At 69.3% G+C, this 15397-nt stretch carries 10 protein-coding genes; 4 read left to right on the forward strand and 6 right to left on the reverse strand.

Features of this window, described 5'->3' with window-relative positions; all coding sequences use genetic code 11:
• Nucleotides 1-2 precede the first annotated feature (2 nt).
• The 3 genes from E8A74_RS37135 to E8A74_RS37145 all read right to left on the reverse strand — a co-directional run bounded on the left by E8A74_RS37135 (nucleotide 3) and on the right by E8A74_RS37145 (nucleotide 7056).
• Nucleotides 3-1484: a sensor histidine kinase gene (locus tag E8A74_RS37135; RefSeq protein ID WP_170229652.1), complete on the reverse strand. Its 1482-nt coding sequence runs from the start codon at nucleotides 1482-1484 to the stop codon at nucleotides 3-5.
• A 163-nt stretch (nucleotides 1485-1647) separates the two neighbouring features.
• Entirely contained in the window at nucleotides 1648-2940 is a 1293-nt protein-coding gene (locus tag E8A74_RS37140; protein ID WP_136933832.1) for a PAS domain-containing protein, read from the reverse strand.
• 168 nt (nucleotides 2941-3108) lie between these two features.
• Nucleotides 3109-7056, reverse strand: coding sequence for a serine/threonine-protein kinase (locus tag E8A74_RS37145; protein WP_136933833.1), 3948 nt, complete (start codon nucleotides 7054-7056; stop codon nucleotides 3109-3111).
• 125 nt (nucleotides 7057-7181) lie between these two features.
• Between E8A74_RS37145 and nudC the strand changes: the two genes are divergently transcribed.
• The 3 genes from nudC to E8A74_RS37160 all read left to right on the forward strand — a co-directional run bounded on the left by nudC (nucleotide 7182) and on the right by E8A74_RS37160 (nucleotide 11624).
• On the forward strand, nucleotides 7182-8027 hold the full coding sequence (nudC, locus tag E8A74_RS37150) for an NAD(+) diphosphatase (RefSeq protein ID WP_136933834.1): 846 nt from the start codon (nucleotides 7182-7184) through the stop codon (nucleotides 8025-8027).
• Between the two features lie 220 nt (nucleotides 8028-8247).
• On the forward strand, nucleotides 8248-10305 hold the full coding sequence (locus E8A74_RS37155) for a DUF1592 domain-containing protein (RefSeq protein ID WP_211365534.1): 2058 nt from the start codon (nucleotides 8248-8250) through the stop codon (nucleotides 10303-10305).
• Nucleotides 10302-11624, forward strand: a complete 1323-nt coding sequence (locus E8A74_RS37160) for a DUF1552 domain-containing protein (protein WP_232379923.1) — start codon at nucleotides 10302-10304, stop codon at nucleotides 11622-11624. Before E8A74_RS37155 ends, E8A74_RS37160 begins: the two co-directional genes overlap by 4 nt.
• Nucleotides 11625-11672: 48 nt before the next feature.
• Here E8A74_RS37160 and E8A74_RS37165 read toward each other — a convergent pair whose 3' ends face one another.
• From E8A74_RS37165 to E8A74_RS37175, 3 genes are read right to left on the reverse strand one after another with little or no spacing between them, the layout of a single operon-like run.
• Nucleotides 11673-12674 (reverse strand): dipeptidase, encoded by a 1002-nt coding sequence (locus tag E8A74_RS37165; protein WP_136933836.1) that lies wholly within the window; start codon nucleotides 12672-12674, stop codon nucleotides 11673-11675.
• 25 nt (nucleotides 12675-12699) lie between these two features.
• Nucleotides 12700-13623, reverse strand: a complete 924-nt coding sequence (locus E8A74_RS37170; RefSeq protein ID WP_136933837.1) for a hypothetical protein — start codon at nucleotides 13621-13623, stop codon at nucleotides 12700-12702.
• Nucleotides 13623-14141: a peptidylprolyl isomerase gene (locus E8A74_RS37175; protein WP_136933840.1), complete on the reverse strand. Its 519-nt coding sequence runs from the start codon at nucleotides 14139-14141 to the stop codon at nucleotides 13623-13625. Before E8A74_RS37175 ends, E8A74_RS37170 begins: the two co-directional genes overlap by 1 nt.
• A 103-nt stretch (nucleotides 14142-14244) precedes the next feature.
• Between E8A74_RS37175 and E8A74_RS37180 the strand changes: the two genes are divergently transcribed.
• Nucleotides 14245-15387: a THUMP domain-containing class I SAM-dependent RNA methyltransferase gene (locus E8A74_RS37180; RefSeq protein WP_232379924.1), complete on the forward strand. Its 1143-nt coding sequence runs from the start codon at nucleotides 14245-14247 to the stop codon at nucleotides 15385-15387.
• The last annotated feature ends 10 nt before the right edge of the window (nucleotides 15388-15397 follow it).

Consider the following 15397-nt stretch of genomic DNA (forward strand, 5'->3'; position numbering starts at 1 on the left):
CTTCACGCCGAGAGCCGTGCCAGCTCGTGGCGCCGCAAGGGCAGGCGAATGCGGAACGTCGTGCCCTCCCCGCGCCGGCTCTCCACGTCGACGCGGCCGCCGTGGGCCTCGACGATCTTCCGCGCGACCGAGAGCCCGAGCCCGACCCCGTGCGCCACCTTGCGCGTCGAGGCCGCGCGATGAAAGGGCTCGAAGATCCGCTCGATCTCCTCCGGCTCGATCCCGACGCCCTGATCCGACACGGCCACGGTCGCCTCCTCGCCATCGCGATCCGCCACGATCCGGATCTCGCCGCCCGTCGGTGAATACTTGATCGCATTGCCGATCAGGTTGTCGAGGACCTGTTCGACCCGCGCCTCGTCGACGTCGCATACCAAGCTTCCCTCGGGGATCACGAGCGAAATGCGGTGGTTCGGCGACGTTGAGGCATAAAGCTCGACGGAGTCGTTGAGGAGCCGGCAGAGATCACACGGCTTCCTCGAGAGCTCGAGCTGGCCGGCCTGGATGCGCGTGGCTTGCAGGAGATCGTCCGTCATTCGGGCAAGGCGATCGATCTGTCGATCCACGATGGTCAGCGTCCGGAGCACGCGCGGCTCCGTGGAAGGCGCGCTCCGCGCGAGGACGGTGGTGGACATCTTGATCGCCGCGAGCGGGTTGCGGATATCGTGCGCGACGGCCGCCAACACGGCGATTTGCTCCTCGCCTTTTCGCGCGATCGACGCGGCCATTTCATTGAACACCGCCCCGAGCTCCCGGATCTCGACGGGCCCGACGTCGGGCACGCGTGTGTGCTCGTCGCCGCGCGCGAGCCGCTCGATGGCGCCTCGGAGCGCGGAGAGCGGGACGTAAATCTGCGTACGCGCGCCCTGCACGAGCGCGAGGACGAGCAGGAGCAGACCGCTGATGACGATGATGCTCACCGTATCGAGCGCGTCGTCCCAGAACGACGCGCTCTTCCGCGCGTCCTCCGCGTCCGCCAGGTTGATCGTGACGAGCTCGGCGGCCTTCGACAGCGCGTCGTCGAAATCGATCTGCGTCTGCTGCAATGCCTGGTCGAGCGGCAGCCCGGCCCGCTCCATCCGGTCCCGCGCCGTGAAATACGTCTCCGTCCGGCTGACCAGCTCGCCGAGGACCTGCTGTTCCATCGCGCTCCCGACGTGCGCCTCGGCCTCGACCAGCCGCTCCTGAACGGCTCGATGGACCGCCTTTCGCTGGTTGTCCGGCTCCATCCCGTCGCGCTCGGCGGCGTGCTCGGCGAGGCGCCCGTAATGCAGCAGCTCGAGCTCCACGTCGCGCGCGAGGCCGGCGCCCGTCATGGCATTGTCGAGCCGCGCCGTATTTCGATGCAGGACCGCGGTCGAGAGAAAGAGCGAAACCGCCGAAAGGATGACCAGGAACGAAAGTGCGGCGATCGCCAGGGAGAGGAGCCGGCTCAGCCGCAAGGGGCGCCCCCAATACCAACGTGTATTTCGCTCGCGTTCCATACGCCAAGCATGATTCGACATGGCCGGGGCCGCCAACGTCCCCGCGTCCGGCCTGGTCGAGAAACGTTTGGCCGGGCAGGCCCTTGCTTGCCCCTGGTCGATCGCTGCGGCGCCTTTTTCCGCAATTCCGCTGGCAGGAGCCAATCCCGCCGCCTGCCCCCGATCACCCGCGGCGCGAGGCGGCCTTCATCGCGCGATCGATGCCGACCTTGAGGCTGCTCGTCGTCATGATGTTCCCGAACTCTGCGCCCAGGCCGACGAGGGTCTGCGCGACCTCCGCGCGAATGCCGCTGAGAATGACCTCGGCGCCGAGGAGCCGCGCGGCTTGGGCGGCGCGGAGCAAGGCGCTCGCGACCTGGGTATCCACCACGGCGACGCCGGTGATGTCGAGGATGGCCACGGCTGCGCCCGTGCGGCTCACGCCTTCGAGCAACGTCGTGAGGACTTGCTCGGCCCGTTCGGGATCGAGCGCGCCGACGAGCGGCATCGTGAGGATCCGATCGGTGATGGGGATGAGGGGCGTCGAGAGATCCGCGAGCCTCTGGCGTTGCGCCTCGATGACCTCGTTTTGCGTCATGGTCTCGCGCAAGAGCTGCTCGGCTTGCAGGCGGTCGCTGATATCGGTCAGCGTGCCGATGAAGCCCTCGATTTCACCCTCCGCGTCCCGTAGCGGCACGGCCCTCGCGCTGACCCAGCGCAGGCTCCCATCGGGCAAGCAGATCCGGAAGTCGATGGTTTGCTTCTGCTCCCCCGCTCGCACGAGCTCGGACCATTTCTCGACGGTTTCTTTCACATCGTCGGAATGGAGCGCCCTGAGCCATCCATCGCCCAAGGCCTGACGGGCAGGGACGCCGGTGACGGCCGACCAGGAGTCGTTGACGAACCTCGTGCGCCCCTCGGCATCGGTCTCGAAGACCGCGACGGGCAGGCGCAGCGTGATCGAGCGGGAGCGCTCCTCGCTCATGCGCAAGGCGCGCTCCATTTGTCGTTGCTCGGTGACGTCGACGCAGCAACCGATCCACTTTCGAATGCTACCGTCTTCGAGCACGTGCGGGACGCCGATCGACCAGTATTGGTGATACACGCCGTCTTGGTGCCGCAGGCGAAACTCGACGTCGTATACGCCGCGGGCGGCGACGGCGTTTTGCCAGGCCATGGCCGCCTGGGCGCGATCCTCGGGATGCAATGCATCGGCCCAGCCGATGCCCTGGAGCTCCTCGACGGTTTGCCCTGTGAGCGCGCACCATTGCGGAGACGCAAGGCCGGTCGAGCCGTCCGCGTTCGTCGACCACGAAATCTCCGCCACGGCCGCGACCAGCGCGTGGGATTGCGCGGCGCTCATGCGAAGCTCGTGCTGCTCCTGCTCGAGCTCGGCGACCCTTGCCTCGAGCGACGCGATCCGCTCGCGCAGCGCGCTCATCTCGTCTGCATGGCTGTCTGTCGTTTCGTGGGCCATTCGATGACCCTATCACGATCGGACGCCGTTGGAAGCGGGAGCCGGGTCCACGCATGGCGGGCACGAGGCCTTCCTCACCAACCGCCAAGAACATGACGATTTTTCGTGCGAATTCTGTGCTCGAAACGGAATCCAATCCGATCCCGCTTGCAACGCACCGTTCGCCCCTCAGACCGCCCACGCAGCCACGAGCGCAATCGTCCGCGCGTGGACCTCGACATTCTCCAAAAAACTCCGGCAGAGCTCGGGCTCCCCGATCCGATCCGCGCTCCGCAGGATCTCCGCCCGGGCCTTCTCAATCGCCGCCCGCGCCTCCTCCTTCGCGCCCGCCGCCCACAGCACCTCCGCGTGGACCAATCGCACGAGTTTGTCGAGCGTCTCGTGTTTCCCGCTCTCCACGATCGCATTCGCGCGCCGGGCCTCCACGAGCGCCTCCTCCACGCGCCCGAGCGCCACGAGCGCGCGCGCCCGCGACGCCATCGCCCCCGCGCGGAGCGGAGGCACGTTCGACAGCGTCGCCTCCGCTTTGCGCGAAAGCGCCTCGGCCTCCACGAAATCACCCCTGCGATAAGCGATCCCCGATCGATGCACCTCCGCCGCGCCCACGATGCGGTGCCCGCCGTGCGCCCGGCCTTGCTCCTCCGCGCGCGCCGCCGCGATCGAAGCGTCCGCGAGCCGCCCTCGCTCCGAGAGCACGCGCGCCAGATTCAAATGGCACGCGGCCTCCACCGTCCCGAGCCGCATCCGTTGCGCCGCCGAGAGGCACGTCGATAACACCTCCTCGGCCCGATCGAGATCGCCGAGCTCGGCGCAGACGTGCCCCAAGTTGATCCGCTCGACGCACGCTTGCCGCACGTGCCCGGCGCTCTCGAACAAGGCCATCGAGCGCACGTAGCCCCGCCGCGCCCCCGAAAGATCCCCCTCGTGCAGCGCGCGGAACGCCCGGAGCTGCCCGATGCGCCCCACCGCATAAGGTTCGAGGTCCCGGACCCCGCTCGCGAGCGAAAGCGCGCGCTCCGAGACCCGCGCCGCACGCTCGGTCCGACCCGCCTGCAAAAGCAATGTAGCGCCTGGACAAACGCACGCGATCTGCGCGCTCCGCGCCTCGTGGGAGGCTTCGAGCGCGAGCGCCTCGTCGAGCCAGCGCTCCACCTCGTCCCACGCCGCGCGCCGCCCCGCCGACGACACAATCTCCCCGATGGCGCGAAAATACGCCGACGAGCCGCGCGGCAAGAGCGCGACCGCCTCCCTCGCCCACGACGAACCCCGCTCCGCGTCCCCGCGCCACCGGCTCGCCTCGGCCTGCACGAGCCGCAGGCTACCGAGCACCTCGCCCTCCGCGCGCCTCGCCCCGAGCTCCGCCCGCTCGATCGCCGCGTCGAAATCGTTGCCCACGAGCGCCTGCTCCGCCGCCCGCAGCCACCATCCGATCGCGAGCTCCGGCTCGCCGCCTCGCTCGAAGTGCGTCGCGACGAGCGCCGCGTCCGTCTCGCCCGACGCGCCCAGCCACTCGGCCGCGAGCTTGTGCCCGCGCGTGAGGTCCTCCGGCGACAGCATCGCATACGCGGCCTCGCGCACGAGCGCGTGCCGGAACGCGAGGTCGTCGCGCGACGCACGCGCCGGATCCGGGCAGCGAATCAGCACCTCACGCTCCACGAGCTCGTCGAGCGCGTCCGAGACGAGCGCCCCGTCGCCCCCGCAAAGCGCGCGCACGCCGGCCGGGGAGAACCGCTCGCCGAAGATACTTGCAGCTCGAAGGACCCGCTTCGACGCCCGCCCGAGCGCGTCGAGGCGGGCCTGCACGAGACCCAGCACCGAGTCGGGCAGCCCCTCTTTGCCCTCAGCCGCGGCGCGGATCATCTCCTCCAGGTAAAACGCGTTGCCGCCCGCGCGCTCGGCCACGAGCCGCACCACGGCCGGATCCGCGCCCGCGCCGAGCACCGCGCGCGCGAGCCGCTCGCAGGCCTCCGGGCGCAATGCATCGACCCGCATCACCGTCGTGCGCTCTTCCTTCGCGAGCGACGGGAAAAGCACGTGCACCTCGGGCCGCGCGAGCGCGAGCACGTAGAGCGGCATGTCACGCGCGGCCGCGACGACGGAGGTCACGAGCTTGACCGTCGGCAAATCCCCCCAATGCAGATCTTCGAGCAGGATCAGCACCGGCGCGCGCGCGCATTCGGCCGCGATCCAGTCCTCGAAGGCCATCCGCGTCGCGTCGCCCATCAGCGCCGGATCCGAGCGCGCCGCCCGCAGCGCGGCGCTCGCAGCGCCCGGCACGGCCTGCACTTGCCCGAGCTCGCCCAAGAAATCGACCAGGCGGCCCACGTCGACCGGGCTCACGAGCGGCCCGATACGCGCCTCGATCTTGCGGCGTTGCGCCTCGGGCGCCTCTCCCTCGACGATCCCCGCCGCCCTGCGCACGAGGTCGGCGATCATCGCGTAGGGCGAACCCGCGCGCAGCGACTCGCCCCGGCCGAGCAGGATCGTCGGCGCCTCCGCGCGCCCCGCGACCCGCGTCGAGATCTCCCAGCGCAATCGCGATTTGCCCACGCCCGCGGGCCCCGTCACGAGCACGAGCCGCGCGGCCCGCTCCGCGACGCACGACGTGTACATCGTTTCGAGCATCGCGAGCTCCGGATCCCGCCCGACCGTCGGCGTCGCTCGACCGAGCAAACGCGGATACGCGGGCACCTCTGCGCCGATCTCGCCGCGCAGGAGGAACCCGCCATGGATCTCCTCGACCGCGAGGAGCGCGCCCACGAGCCGCGCCGTCGGCGCGTCGAGCACGATCGCCTCCCCGGCCCCGGACGGACGGAGCCCCGATCCGCGCTCGATCACGTCCGCCGAGAGCCCCGTCTCGCCCACGCGCGCGCGGGACGTCGCCACGACGATCCGCGCGCCCGGCACCCGCGCCCGCACCGAGAGCGCGAGCCGCGCGCCCCGCAGCGCCTCGTCCCCGGCCGACGCGGCGCTGCCGAACACGACGATCACCTGATGGCCGAGCGTACCATGACAAACGCCGCCGAGCTCCCCCGCGGAAAGCTCCAGCGCGAGCCGCCCGGCCGTCCTGTCCGCGGCGGCCGAGAGATCGGCGAAGACCGCGGTGATCACGCGTTGCTCGCCGCGCCCCGAGAGCAGCTCGCTCGCGGGCCTCGGCGGGACCTTCACGTGGAGCACGGGCGTGAGACCCGAGGCGGGCATCGACGGATCGGCCTGCACCTCGGCCCACGACGGCGGCGGCGACGACCCACGCGCGCGCCGGGCGAACTCGATCGACACGCGTTCGAGCGCGCGGGCCATTTCGAGCGCCGATCCAAACCGCTCGGCAGGGCACTTCGCCAGCGCGCGCGCCACGAGGGCCGAGAGCTCGGCGGGCACGTCCGGGCGCGCCACGTCGAGCGACGGAGGCTCGTGCAGCACGATCTTCGCCAGCACGATGAGCGTGCGGTCCCCGCTGAATGGGCGTTTCCCGGAGACGAGCTCGTACAGCACGATCCCCAGGGAAAACAGGTCCGAGGCCGCGGTCACGTCCTCCTCGCCGCGGGCCTGCTCGGGCGACATGTAGACGGGCGTCCCGAGCCGGCTGCCCCGCTCCGTCAGGGCCCGTTCCCCCGAGGCACGCGCGATGCCGAGGTCGATCAGTTTGACCGGGGGCGACCCGACGTCCGCGAGCCGCGCGGCGTCGCCCACGACGAAGAAATTCGCGGGCTTCACGTCCCGGTGCACGATGCCCTGCTCGTGCAGCGCGTGGAGGCCGAGCGCCGCGCGCCGCGTAATCTCGACGGCGACCTCGACCGGCAGGGGCCCGCGCCCGAGCAGCCGCGCGAGGTCCGTGCCTTCCAGCCATTCGAGGGCAATGCACGGTTTGCCCTGCCTGTCCATCCCTTCGGCCACGAAACGGACGACGTGGGGGCTCGTGGTGCACGCGAGATATCGCGCCTCGCGGTGGAAACGCTCGCGCAGCTCGGGGCTCGCGTCCTCGTCGAAGAGCCGCTTGATCGCCACGAGGCCGCCGGTCGCATGGTCCCGGGCGCGGAGCACTTCCCCAAACGAGCCTTTGCCGAAGCGCTCGAGGATCTCGAACCGTCCGCCGATCACGCGCTCGAGCGCCCCCATGCAATCGCGTCCCCTCGTCTGCCCGCCGCCCGTCGGCGTGTTGCTTCCCCCGACGAAAAATACCGGAGGATCGATCCGCGGTAAAGCGTGGCCTTGCTACGATGGGGCGCGAGGTCTCTCGCCCCATGATCAAAATACCTCGTTTCCGCGTCGATCCTGCGCTCCAAGGCGCGCCTGCGCTCGGCCTTTGGTTCGCGTATCGCGGCGACGATCTCCTCGTTCGCCTCATGGAGGGCGACACACGCGCGCCGCCGTTCCCGCACGACGTCCCCCTCCTCGAAGGCCTCGAAGCGCTCGGCCTCGCGCCTGTCCGCGTCCAGCCGCTCGGCTGGCTCGACGCCGTGCCTTGTCGATCGGCCGAGCTCCCCCCCGACGCGCCCGTCCCGCCCGGTTTCGCGTATGTATCGCTGCGCCGCCTGCACGGCCGCATCGATCCGGACGTCGAAGCGGCCGCGGGCACGGCGTATCAGGTGCAGTACTGGGACCGGACGCACCAGTTCTGCGGGATATGCGGCGCGCCGCTCGACCTCGAAATCGGGCGTCGTTCGAAGCGCTGCACCCGCTGCGCGCACCAGCATTTTCCGCACGTCACGCCGGCGATCATCGTCCTCGTCGAGGACGGCCCGCGCATCCTGATGACCCGGCAGCCTCGTTTTCCCCCGGGCATGTACGGCCTCGTCGCGGGGTTCGTCGAGCCGGGCGAGACGTTCGAGGCCTGCGCCCAGCGCGAGACGCGCGAGGAGACGGGCATCGAAATCGACGACATCCGTTACTTCGGCAGCCAGCCCTGGCCCTTCCCGCACCAGATCATGGTCGGCTTTTTCGCGCGCCGCGCGGGCGGCGAGCTCGTCGTCGATCACGACGAGCTCGAAGAAGCCGCGTGGTTCGACCGAAACGCCCTCCCCAAGCTCCCGCCTCCGCTGAGCATCGCGCGCAAGCTCATCGACGAATGGCTCGCGCAACGGGCGTGACGCGCGCATAACGACGCGCTTCGGCGTATCCATCCGGCTTCCCTCACGCACGTGGCGTAGCCTGTACTCACCATCCCCAACGATGCCCACCCGCAGGGCATCACGTCGACCCTCGACGAAACATTTCACGAATTCGAGGGTCATTTCGCTCTTCATCGCCCATTTCGTCCACGTGCCGCCCGGGGCATCGGTGTACTCTCGCCGACGGAGGAGGAAAACGATGCCTCGTTCGACAACTTCCCATCGTCCGCGCCCGAGACGGCGTGGAGGGTTCATTCCCCCGCTCTTGCTCGCCGCGGCGCTCGCTCCTGCCGCGATCGGGTGCTCCGACGACGCCGCGGCCCCCGCGACGGATCCCGGGCGCGTCACCATGCATCGGCTCAACCGCGCCGAGTACAACAATACGGTCCGCGATCTGCTCGGCACCACGCGAACACCCGCGGACGATTTCCCCGCTGACGATCGCGGCTACGGCTTCGACAACATTTCCGACGTCCTATCCATCTCGCCGCTCCAGGCCGAGCTTTATGCCCGCGCGGCCGAGGATCTCGCGCGCGAGGCGATGAACCTCCCGTCGTCCTCCACGACGCTCCGGGTAGAAGCGGAGACGCTCACCGGGCAGGTCGGCCAAGCCGGAGCGGAGGACTGGAACCTGTGGAGCAGCGGCGAGCTGCCGGTCACCCACGAATTCCCCTCGACCGGAAAGTATCGGATCGCCGCGCGTGTATGGGGCAATCAGGCGGGCCCGGATCCCGTGAAGCTGAACCTGCTCGTCGGCGGCACCATCGCCGGCAGCTTCGATGTCAGCGAGACGAGCGCGAATCCCGTGGTCGTCGAGGCCGAGGCCGACGCGAACGCGGGCACGCAGGTCGTCTCCGTCGAATTCACGAACGATTATTACGACGAGGCCGCGGGCGCCGACCGAAATCTCCACGTCGACTGGATCGAGATCGAGGGCCCGCTCGGGGTGGTCGGGGAAAACCCCATCCGCGAGCGCATCGTGGTCTGCGATCCGACGGGCGGCGCCGCGTGCGTCCGGGAGATCCTCGAGAAATTCGCCGAACGCGCGTTCCGCCGGCCCGTCACGGAGGCCGAGCTGGACAGGCTCGCGGGCGTGGTCGCGCTCGCCGAGCAGCAGGGACAAACCGTCGACGTGGGCCTCGAAATCGCGCTCCGCGCCATCCTCACGTCGCCCCATTTCCTGTTCCGCCCGGAGCTCGATCCGAACCCGAACGCCGCCGCGCCGGCGCACCCGCTCGACGATTTCGAGCTCGCCTCACGGCTCTCCTATTTCCTCTGGAGCAGCATGCCCGACGAGGAGCTCTTCACGGCCGCGCGGGAGGGCAAATTGCAAGATCCGGCCGAGATCGAGGCGCAGGTCGAGCGTATGCTCGCCGATCCGAAGGCCGCGGCGCTCGTCGACAACTTCGCCGGGCAATGGCTCTTCACCCGGGCCCTCGACGATCACCAGCCCGACTATTACGCCTTCCCGACCTGGGACGCGACGCTGCGCGAGTCGATGCGGCAGGAGACGCGCCTCTTCTTCCAGGAGTTCCTGAAGAACGATCTCCCGATCCCCGGAATGCTCACGGCCGATTTCACGTACATCGACGAGCGCCTCGCGACGCATTACGGCATGCCGTCCCCCGGCCCGGACGGGTTCGTCAAGGTCACGATCGAGGACCCGAATCGAAAAGGCCTGCTCGCGCAAGGCAGCATCCTCACGGTCACGTCCTACCCGACGCGCACGTCGCCGGTGAAGCGTGGCAAATGGGTGATGACGCAGATGCTCTGCACCGAGCCCGACGCGCCCCCGCCGGGGGTCGAGGGGCTCGTCACCGAGGAGGTGCCCACGGGCTCGATCCGGCAGCGGCTCGAAATCCACCGCGCCAATCCGATCTGCGCCGGCTGCCACGAGGAAATGGACAACCTCGGCTTCGGCTTCGAGAACTTCGACGGCATCGGCACGTTCCGCACGGAGGACCTCGGCTTCCCCGTCGATTCGAGCGGCGTCCTGCCCGGCGGCAAGACGTTCAACGGCCTCACGGAGCTCAGCGGCATCCTCGCGGAAGACCCGCGCTTCTTGCATTGCGTCTCCGAGAAGATGCTCACGTACGCGCTCGGGCGTGGCCACGAGCCGGCCGACGCGGACGACCTCGAACACCTGACGAAGGCGCTCGACGACCGCGGCAAGAAGTTCGTCGATTTGATCAAGCTCGTCGCGACGAGCGAGCCGTTCCGGATGCGGCGCGGAGAGACGCCGGGAGGTGCAAAGTGAAACGTTTCAAGCTGTCGCGACGCGCGTTCCTCGGCGGAGCGGGCGCGCTCCTCGCCCTGCCGGCGCTCGAGATGTTCTCCCCAAAAAACGCGAAGGCCGAGCCGAACGACCTCAAGCGCATCCTCGCGTTTTACGTGCCGAACGGCATCCACATGCCGGCCTGGACGCCGACGACCGAGGGGGACCAATACGCACTCCCCACGATCCTCGAACCACTCGCCCCGGTCCGGGACAAACTGCTTGTCCTCTCGGGCCTGGCGAACACACCCGCGCGGCCCGACGGGCCCGGCGATCACGCCGCGGGCACGGCGGGCTTTTTGACGTGCCGCCACGTCGTGAAGACCGAGGGCGCGAACATCAAGAACGGCATCTCCATGGACCAGGTCGCCGCGGCGCACCTCGGCCAGTTCACGCGGATCCCCTCGCTCCAGCTCGGCATCGACGGCGGATCGAGCGCGGGCGATTGCGACTCGGGGTATAGCTGCGCCTACGCGCGGAACATCTCCTGGGCCTCGGAGACGCAGCCTTTGCCGAAGGCGGTGAACCCGCAGGTCGTATGGGACATCCTCTTCGGCGGCTTCGATCCCAAGGCCACGGCCGAGGAGCAGGCGCGGCAGAAGATCTACCGCACGAGCGTCCTCGATTACGTGCTCGAAGAGGCGAACTCGCTGAATGGCAAGCTCGGCACCACGGATCGGCGCAAGCTCGACGAGTACATGACGGGCATCAACGAGCTCGAAAAGAAGATCCAGAAGACGGGCGAGGGCCCGCAATGCACGCCGATGAACCGCCCGCCCGGCGAACTGCCCTACCCCGAGCACGTCCTGATGATGCTCGACCTCATCGCGCTCGCGGTGCAATGCGACGCGACGCGGGTCGTGAGCTTCATGCTGGGCAACGCGGGCAGCGGCCGGAGTTATCCGTTCCTGCTGGTGAACGAGGGCCATCACGAGATCTCGCACCACCAGAACCTCGATACGAACTACGAGAAGCTCACGACCATCGCCCGGTGGGAGGTGGAGCAATTCGCCTACCTGCTCGGCAAGCTCCAGGCGATCGATGAGGGCAATGGCGTAAGCGCGCTCGATACCTCGGCCGTGTTCTTCTCCAGCGAGATCGAGGACGGCAACGCGCACAGGCACACGAACCTGCCGGTCCTCGTCGGCGGCGGCCTCGGCGGGATCTTCAAGCCCGGGAGGCACGTGGTATATCCGGACGAGACGCCGCTCGCGAACCTGTTCATTTCGATGCTGCAAGGCGCGGGCGTCCCGACGAACACGTTCGGCGACAACGGCACCGGCCCGCTGTCGGACCTCTGAATCGATCCCGCGGGCGGCGATCCCGTCGTCGCCCGCGCGTCCCCTCGTTCAGGGCACGTCTGCCAGCACGCGCATGGCATTGCCCCGCAGGATCTTTCCGATCGTCTCGGGCCGGATCCCCGCTTCGAGCAGCGCGTCCGTGAGCAGCGGCAATCGCGCGGCGTCGCAGAGATCACGCGTCGGCACGATGAAGCCGTCCCAATCCGATCCGAGCGCGGGCGTATCCTCGCCGCAGACGTCGAGGATGTGCTTCATGTGCTTTACGACGGGCGCGAGCCCGTCCCCGCCGAGGAACTGCGGGCAAAAGATGACACCCACGACGCCGCCCTTGTCCGCGACGGCGCGGAGCTGGTCGTCGTCCACGTTGCGCCAATGCTCGAACGCGCCGATGACGCCGGTATGGCTGACGATCGGCGGGCGCGTGGCCATCGCGCAGGCTTCGAGGAACCCCATGCGATTGATGTGCGCGAGGTCCACGACGACGCCGAGCGCCTCGCACGCCGCGACGACCTCGCGGCCGAACGGCGTGAGCCCCGCGTCGTCCTTGCGCCCACGGCCATACGCCGGATAACAAAGCTCGTTCCGGCTGAAATGACAGAGGCCGAGGTACCGCACGCCGCGCCGCGCGAAATGCGCGAGTTTGTCGAGCGAACCTTCGAGCGCGTGCCCGCCCTCGATGCCGAGCAGCGCGCCGACCTGCCCGCGCGCCCGCGCCGCCTCGATCTCGTCCGCCGTGCGCACCTTGGCGAGGCGGTGCGGCGCGCGCGAAATCTGCGATTCGAGCGCGTCGATCTGCTCGTCGATGACCCGCGCGAGCCCATGCCGCTGCCCGATCGGCAAGGAGACGAGGCCAAAAAACTGCGCCCCCATCCCGCCCTCTTTCATGCGCGGGACGTCGACGTGCCCGCCGAGCGCGGCGCGCGGGAGCGGCGGATCGTGGCGGGCATGCAGGTCGTAGCCCACCCAGCGCGACCACATCAAGCTGTCGGCGTGCAAATCGATCGCGGGGTAGAGGTCGTGGAGCGCGCGCGCTTCGGGGGAGCCGTGCATGGCGCGCCGAGGATAGCAGAAAACCCTACCGACGAGACCAACCGCCGAGCGCGAATCCAGGGCGCGACTGCAAGAATTTCACCACGGCGACGGGCGGGGTCGACCAGGGCGCGAATCGCTCGGGCGTCCATTCGCTCGGCACGATGACGCTCCGCGTGTACCCGCTCCAGAGGCCGTCGCTGCACGCATAACAATCGGCGCGGGCGAACTGCGCGTCGACGCGGAGCCCGCCGCGCTCGCCATACACGGGCAGGATCTGCACGAGATCGGGCAGATCCTCGTGCTGTCGCGCCTCTTCCGGATCCATGTCGCCCTCGTCGAGCAGGGGCTCGGCGCGCCGCGCGAGCGCCTCCCGGTTCGGCAGATCGTGCAGGAGCTCGATCTCCTTGCCCGCCTCCGCGTCCCACAACTTGAACGTCGCCGAGATGTTCCCGTGCGCGCCGCACGCGAACACGTACACGTCCTCGTGCACGAAGAGGTACGGCCCGACGCTGCCGAGGAGCTCGACGCGATGCGAGAGCTCGCCCACGCCCTCGTCGCCGGGATCCACGATCACCTGCCGCGGCTGATCGTCGCGCGGCGCGAGCCAGACATGCGTCACGGTCCCCGGTTCGAGGTTTGCCGGAGGCGCGCCGTCCTCGCAGCCGCCGAGCTTCACCTCCGCCTCGCGCTCGCGCCAGGCAAGCTCGCCGCGGCTCGTCGCAATCACGATGCCCGGCTCCTCGCCGAGCACACGCCCGTCGGCCGCCACGCGATACGTCGTCGGGCGCCCGTCCCCCTGCTTGCCCCAGACGAGGACGTCCCCGTCGGCCTCCGCCTCGGGAGGCGCAGCGCGCGGCCCCGCGGCGAGATCGACGGCAGGAGCCACGGCCGGGCGATGTCCGCCACAACCGGAGGCCAGGGCGATCGACGCCGCGAGGAGGGCAAACGGGCGCGCCGACACGTGCATCAGGCGCCTTCGACGACGACGCGGTTCATGCGGACGGGCGTGAGGGGCCGATCGTTGCGATCGGTTTGGGTCTTCTCGATCTGGTGCACGACGTCCATGCCCTCGATGACGCGGCCGAAGACGGGGTGCTTCGATTCGCCGGGCGTGAACCAGTCGAGGTAATGATTGTGCACGGTGTTGATGAAGAACTGGCACGAACCGCTGTTGCGCTCACCGGTGTTCGCCATGGAGAGCGTGCCGGGCTCGTTCGAGAGCTTGGCGCCTTCCGGATGCTCGTCCTTGATCGTCCCGTCCGGCCCGTCGCCCGTGCCCGCGCGCGGGCTCTTCGGGTCGCGGCTGTGCGGACAGCCGAACTGGAGCATGAACTTGTTGATGACGCGATGGAAATGCAGGCCGTCGTAAAAGCCGCTCTTGGCGAGCTTGAGGAAGTTATTGGCCGTGATCGGCATCTTGTCGACGAAGAGCTCGACCTTGATGTTGCCGAGGGAGGTCTCGAGGAGTGCAGTCGGGTTTGCCATGAGCGCGGAGCGTAGGCCCTCGGGGGCGAGGTCGGCAAGGGGCTCGGACACAAACAACCCCTTGCGCGGAGGGCTGCGCGAGCGTACGCCCCGGACCGACGAGATGCGAACCGAGCGGAAGAACCGGGGCGAGGTGATGCGTTTCTTCGCGACCGCAGCGGCGGGCACGGAGGGCGCGCTGCGTGACGAGCTGCGCGAGGCGCGGTTCCGCGAGGTGCGCGCGGACCGCGGCGGCGTGCACTTCGAGGGCCCGATCGACGAGGGCATGCGCGCGTGCCTGGAGTCACGGATCGCGGTGCGCGTGCTCGCGCTGCTCGCCGAGTTCGAGGCGCCGAACGAGGACGCGCTCTACGAGGGCGTGAAGGGCGTGGATCTCAGCTACTACCTGGAGCCGAAGCGCACGCTCGCGGTGCGCGCCGCGTGCAAGGACAGCCGCCTCACGCACACGCAGTACATCGCGCAGAAGACGAAGGACGCGATCGTCGATGAGCAACGCAGGCAGTACGGCGCGCGGTCGAACGTGGACCTCGAAGACCCGGATCTCGGGGTGTTCATGCACGTCGTGCGCGACCGGGCGAGCCTGTACGTGGACCTCGCGGGCGAATCGCTGCACCGGCGCGGCTACCGCAAGCGCATCGAGGAGGCGCCGCTCAAGGAGACGCTGGCAGCGGCGATCCTGCGTCTCTCGGGCTGGGATCGGCAAAGCCCGCTCGTGGACCCGATGTGCGGCTCGGGGACGCTCCCGATCGAAGCGTCGCTCTGGGCGCGCGACGTGGCGCCGGGGCTCTTGCGGCCGCGGCACGGCTTCGAGCGGTGGCCGAGCCACGACGAGACGCGCAAGCGGCGCATCGCGGAGATGCGCGAGGCCGCGCGGGCGCGGGTGAAGAGCGAAGGGCCGTTCGTCGCGGGGAGCGACGTGTCGCCGCAGGCGATCGAGACAGCAAAGCAGAACGCAAAAGCCGCGGGGGTGCGGCTGCATTTCTCGCGCGCGGATGTGCGGGACGTGGAGGCTTTGGAGCCGGCGGGGTTCGTGGTCACGAACCCGCCGTACGGGGAGCGTTTGGCCGGGGGAGAGGAGCTTTACCGGGGGATGGCGGAGGCGCTTCGGCGGTTGTCGGGGCATACGGTGGTGCTGCTCGCGGGGACGCCGGAAATTTCGCGGGCGATGCGGATAAGGCCGGACAAGGAGATCACGGTCTGGAATGGGCCGATCGAATGCCGGTTGTTTTCGTATTCGATACGGTGAGGGGGTGGGG

It is taken from the genome of Polyangium fumosum, assembly GCF_005144585.1.
In the GTDB taxonomy this organism is placed as follows: domain Bacteria; phylum Myxococcota_A; class Polyangia; order Polyangiales; family Polyangiaceae; genus Polyangium; species Polyangium fumosum.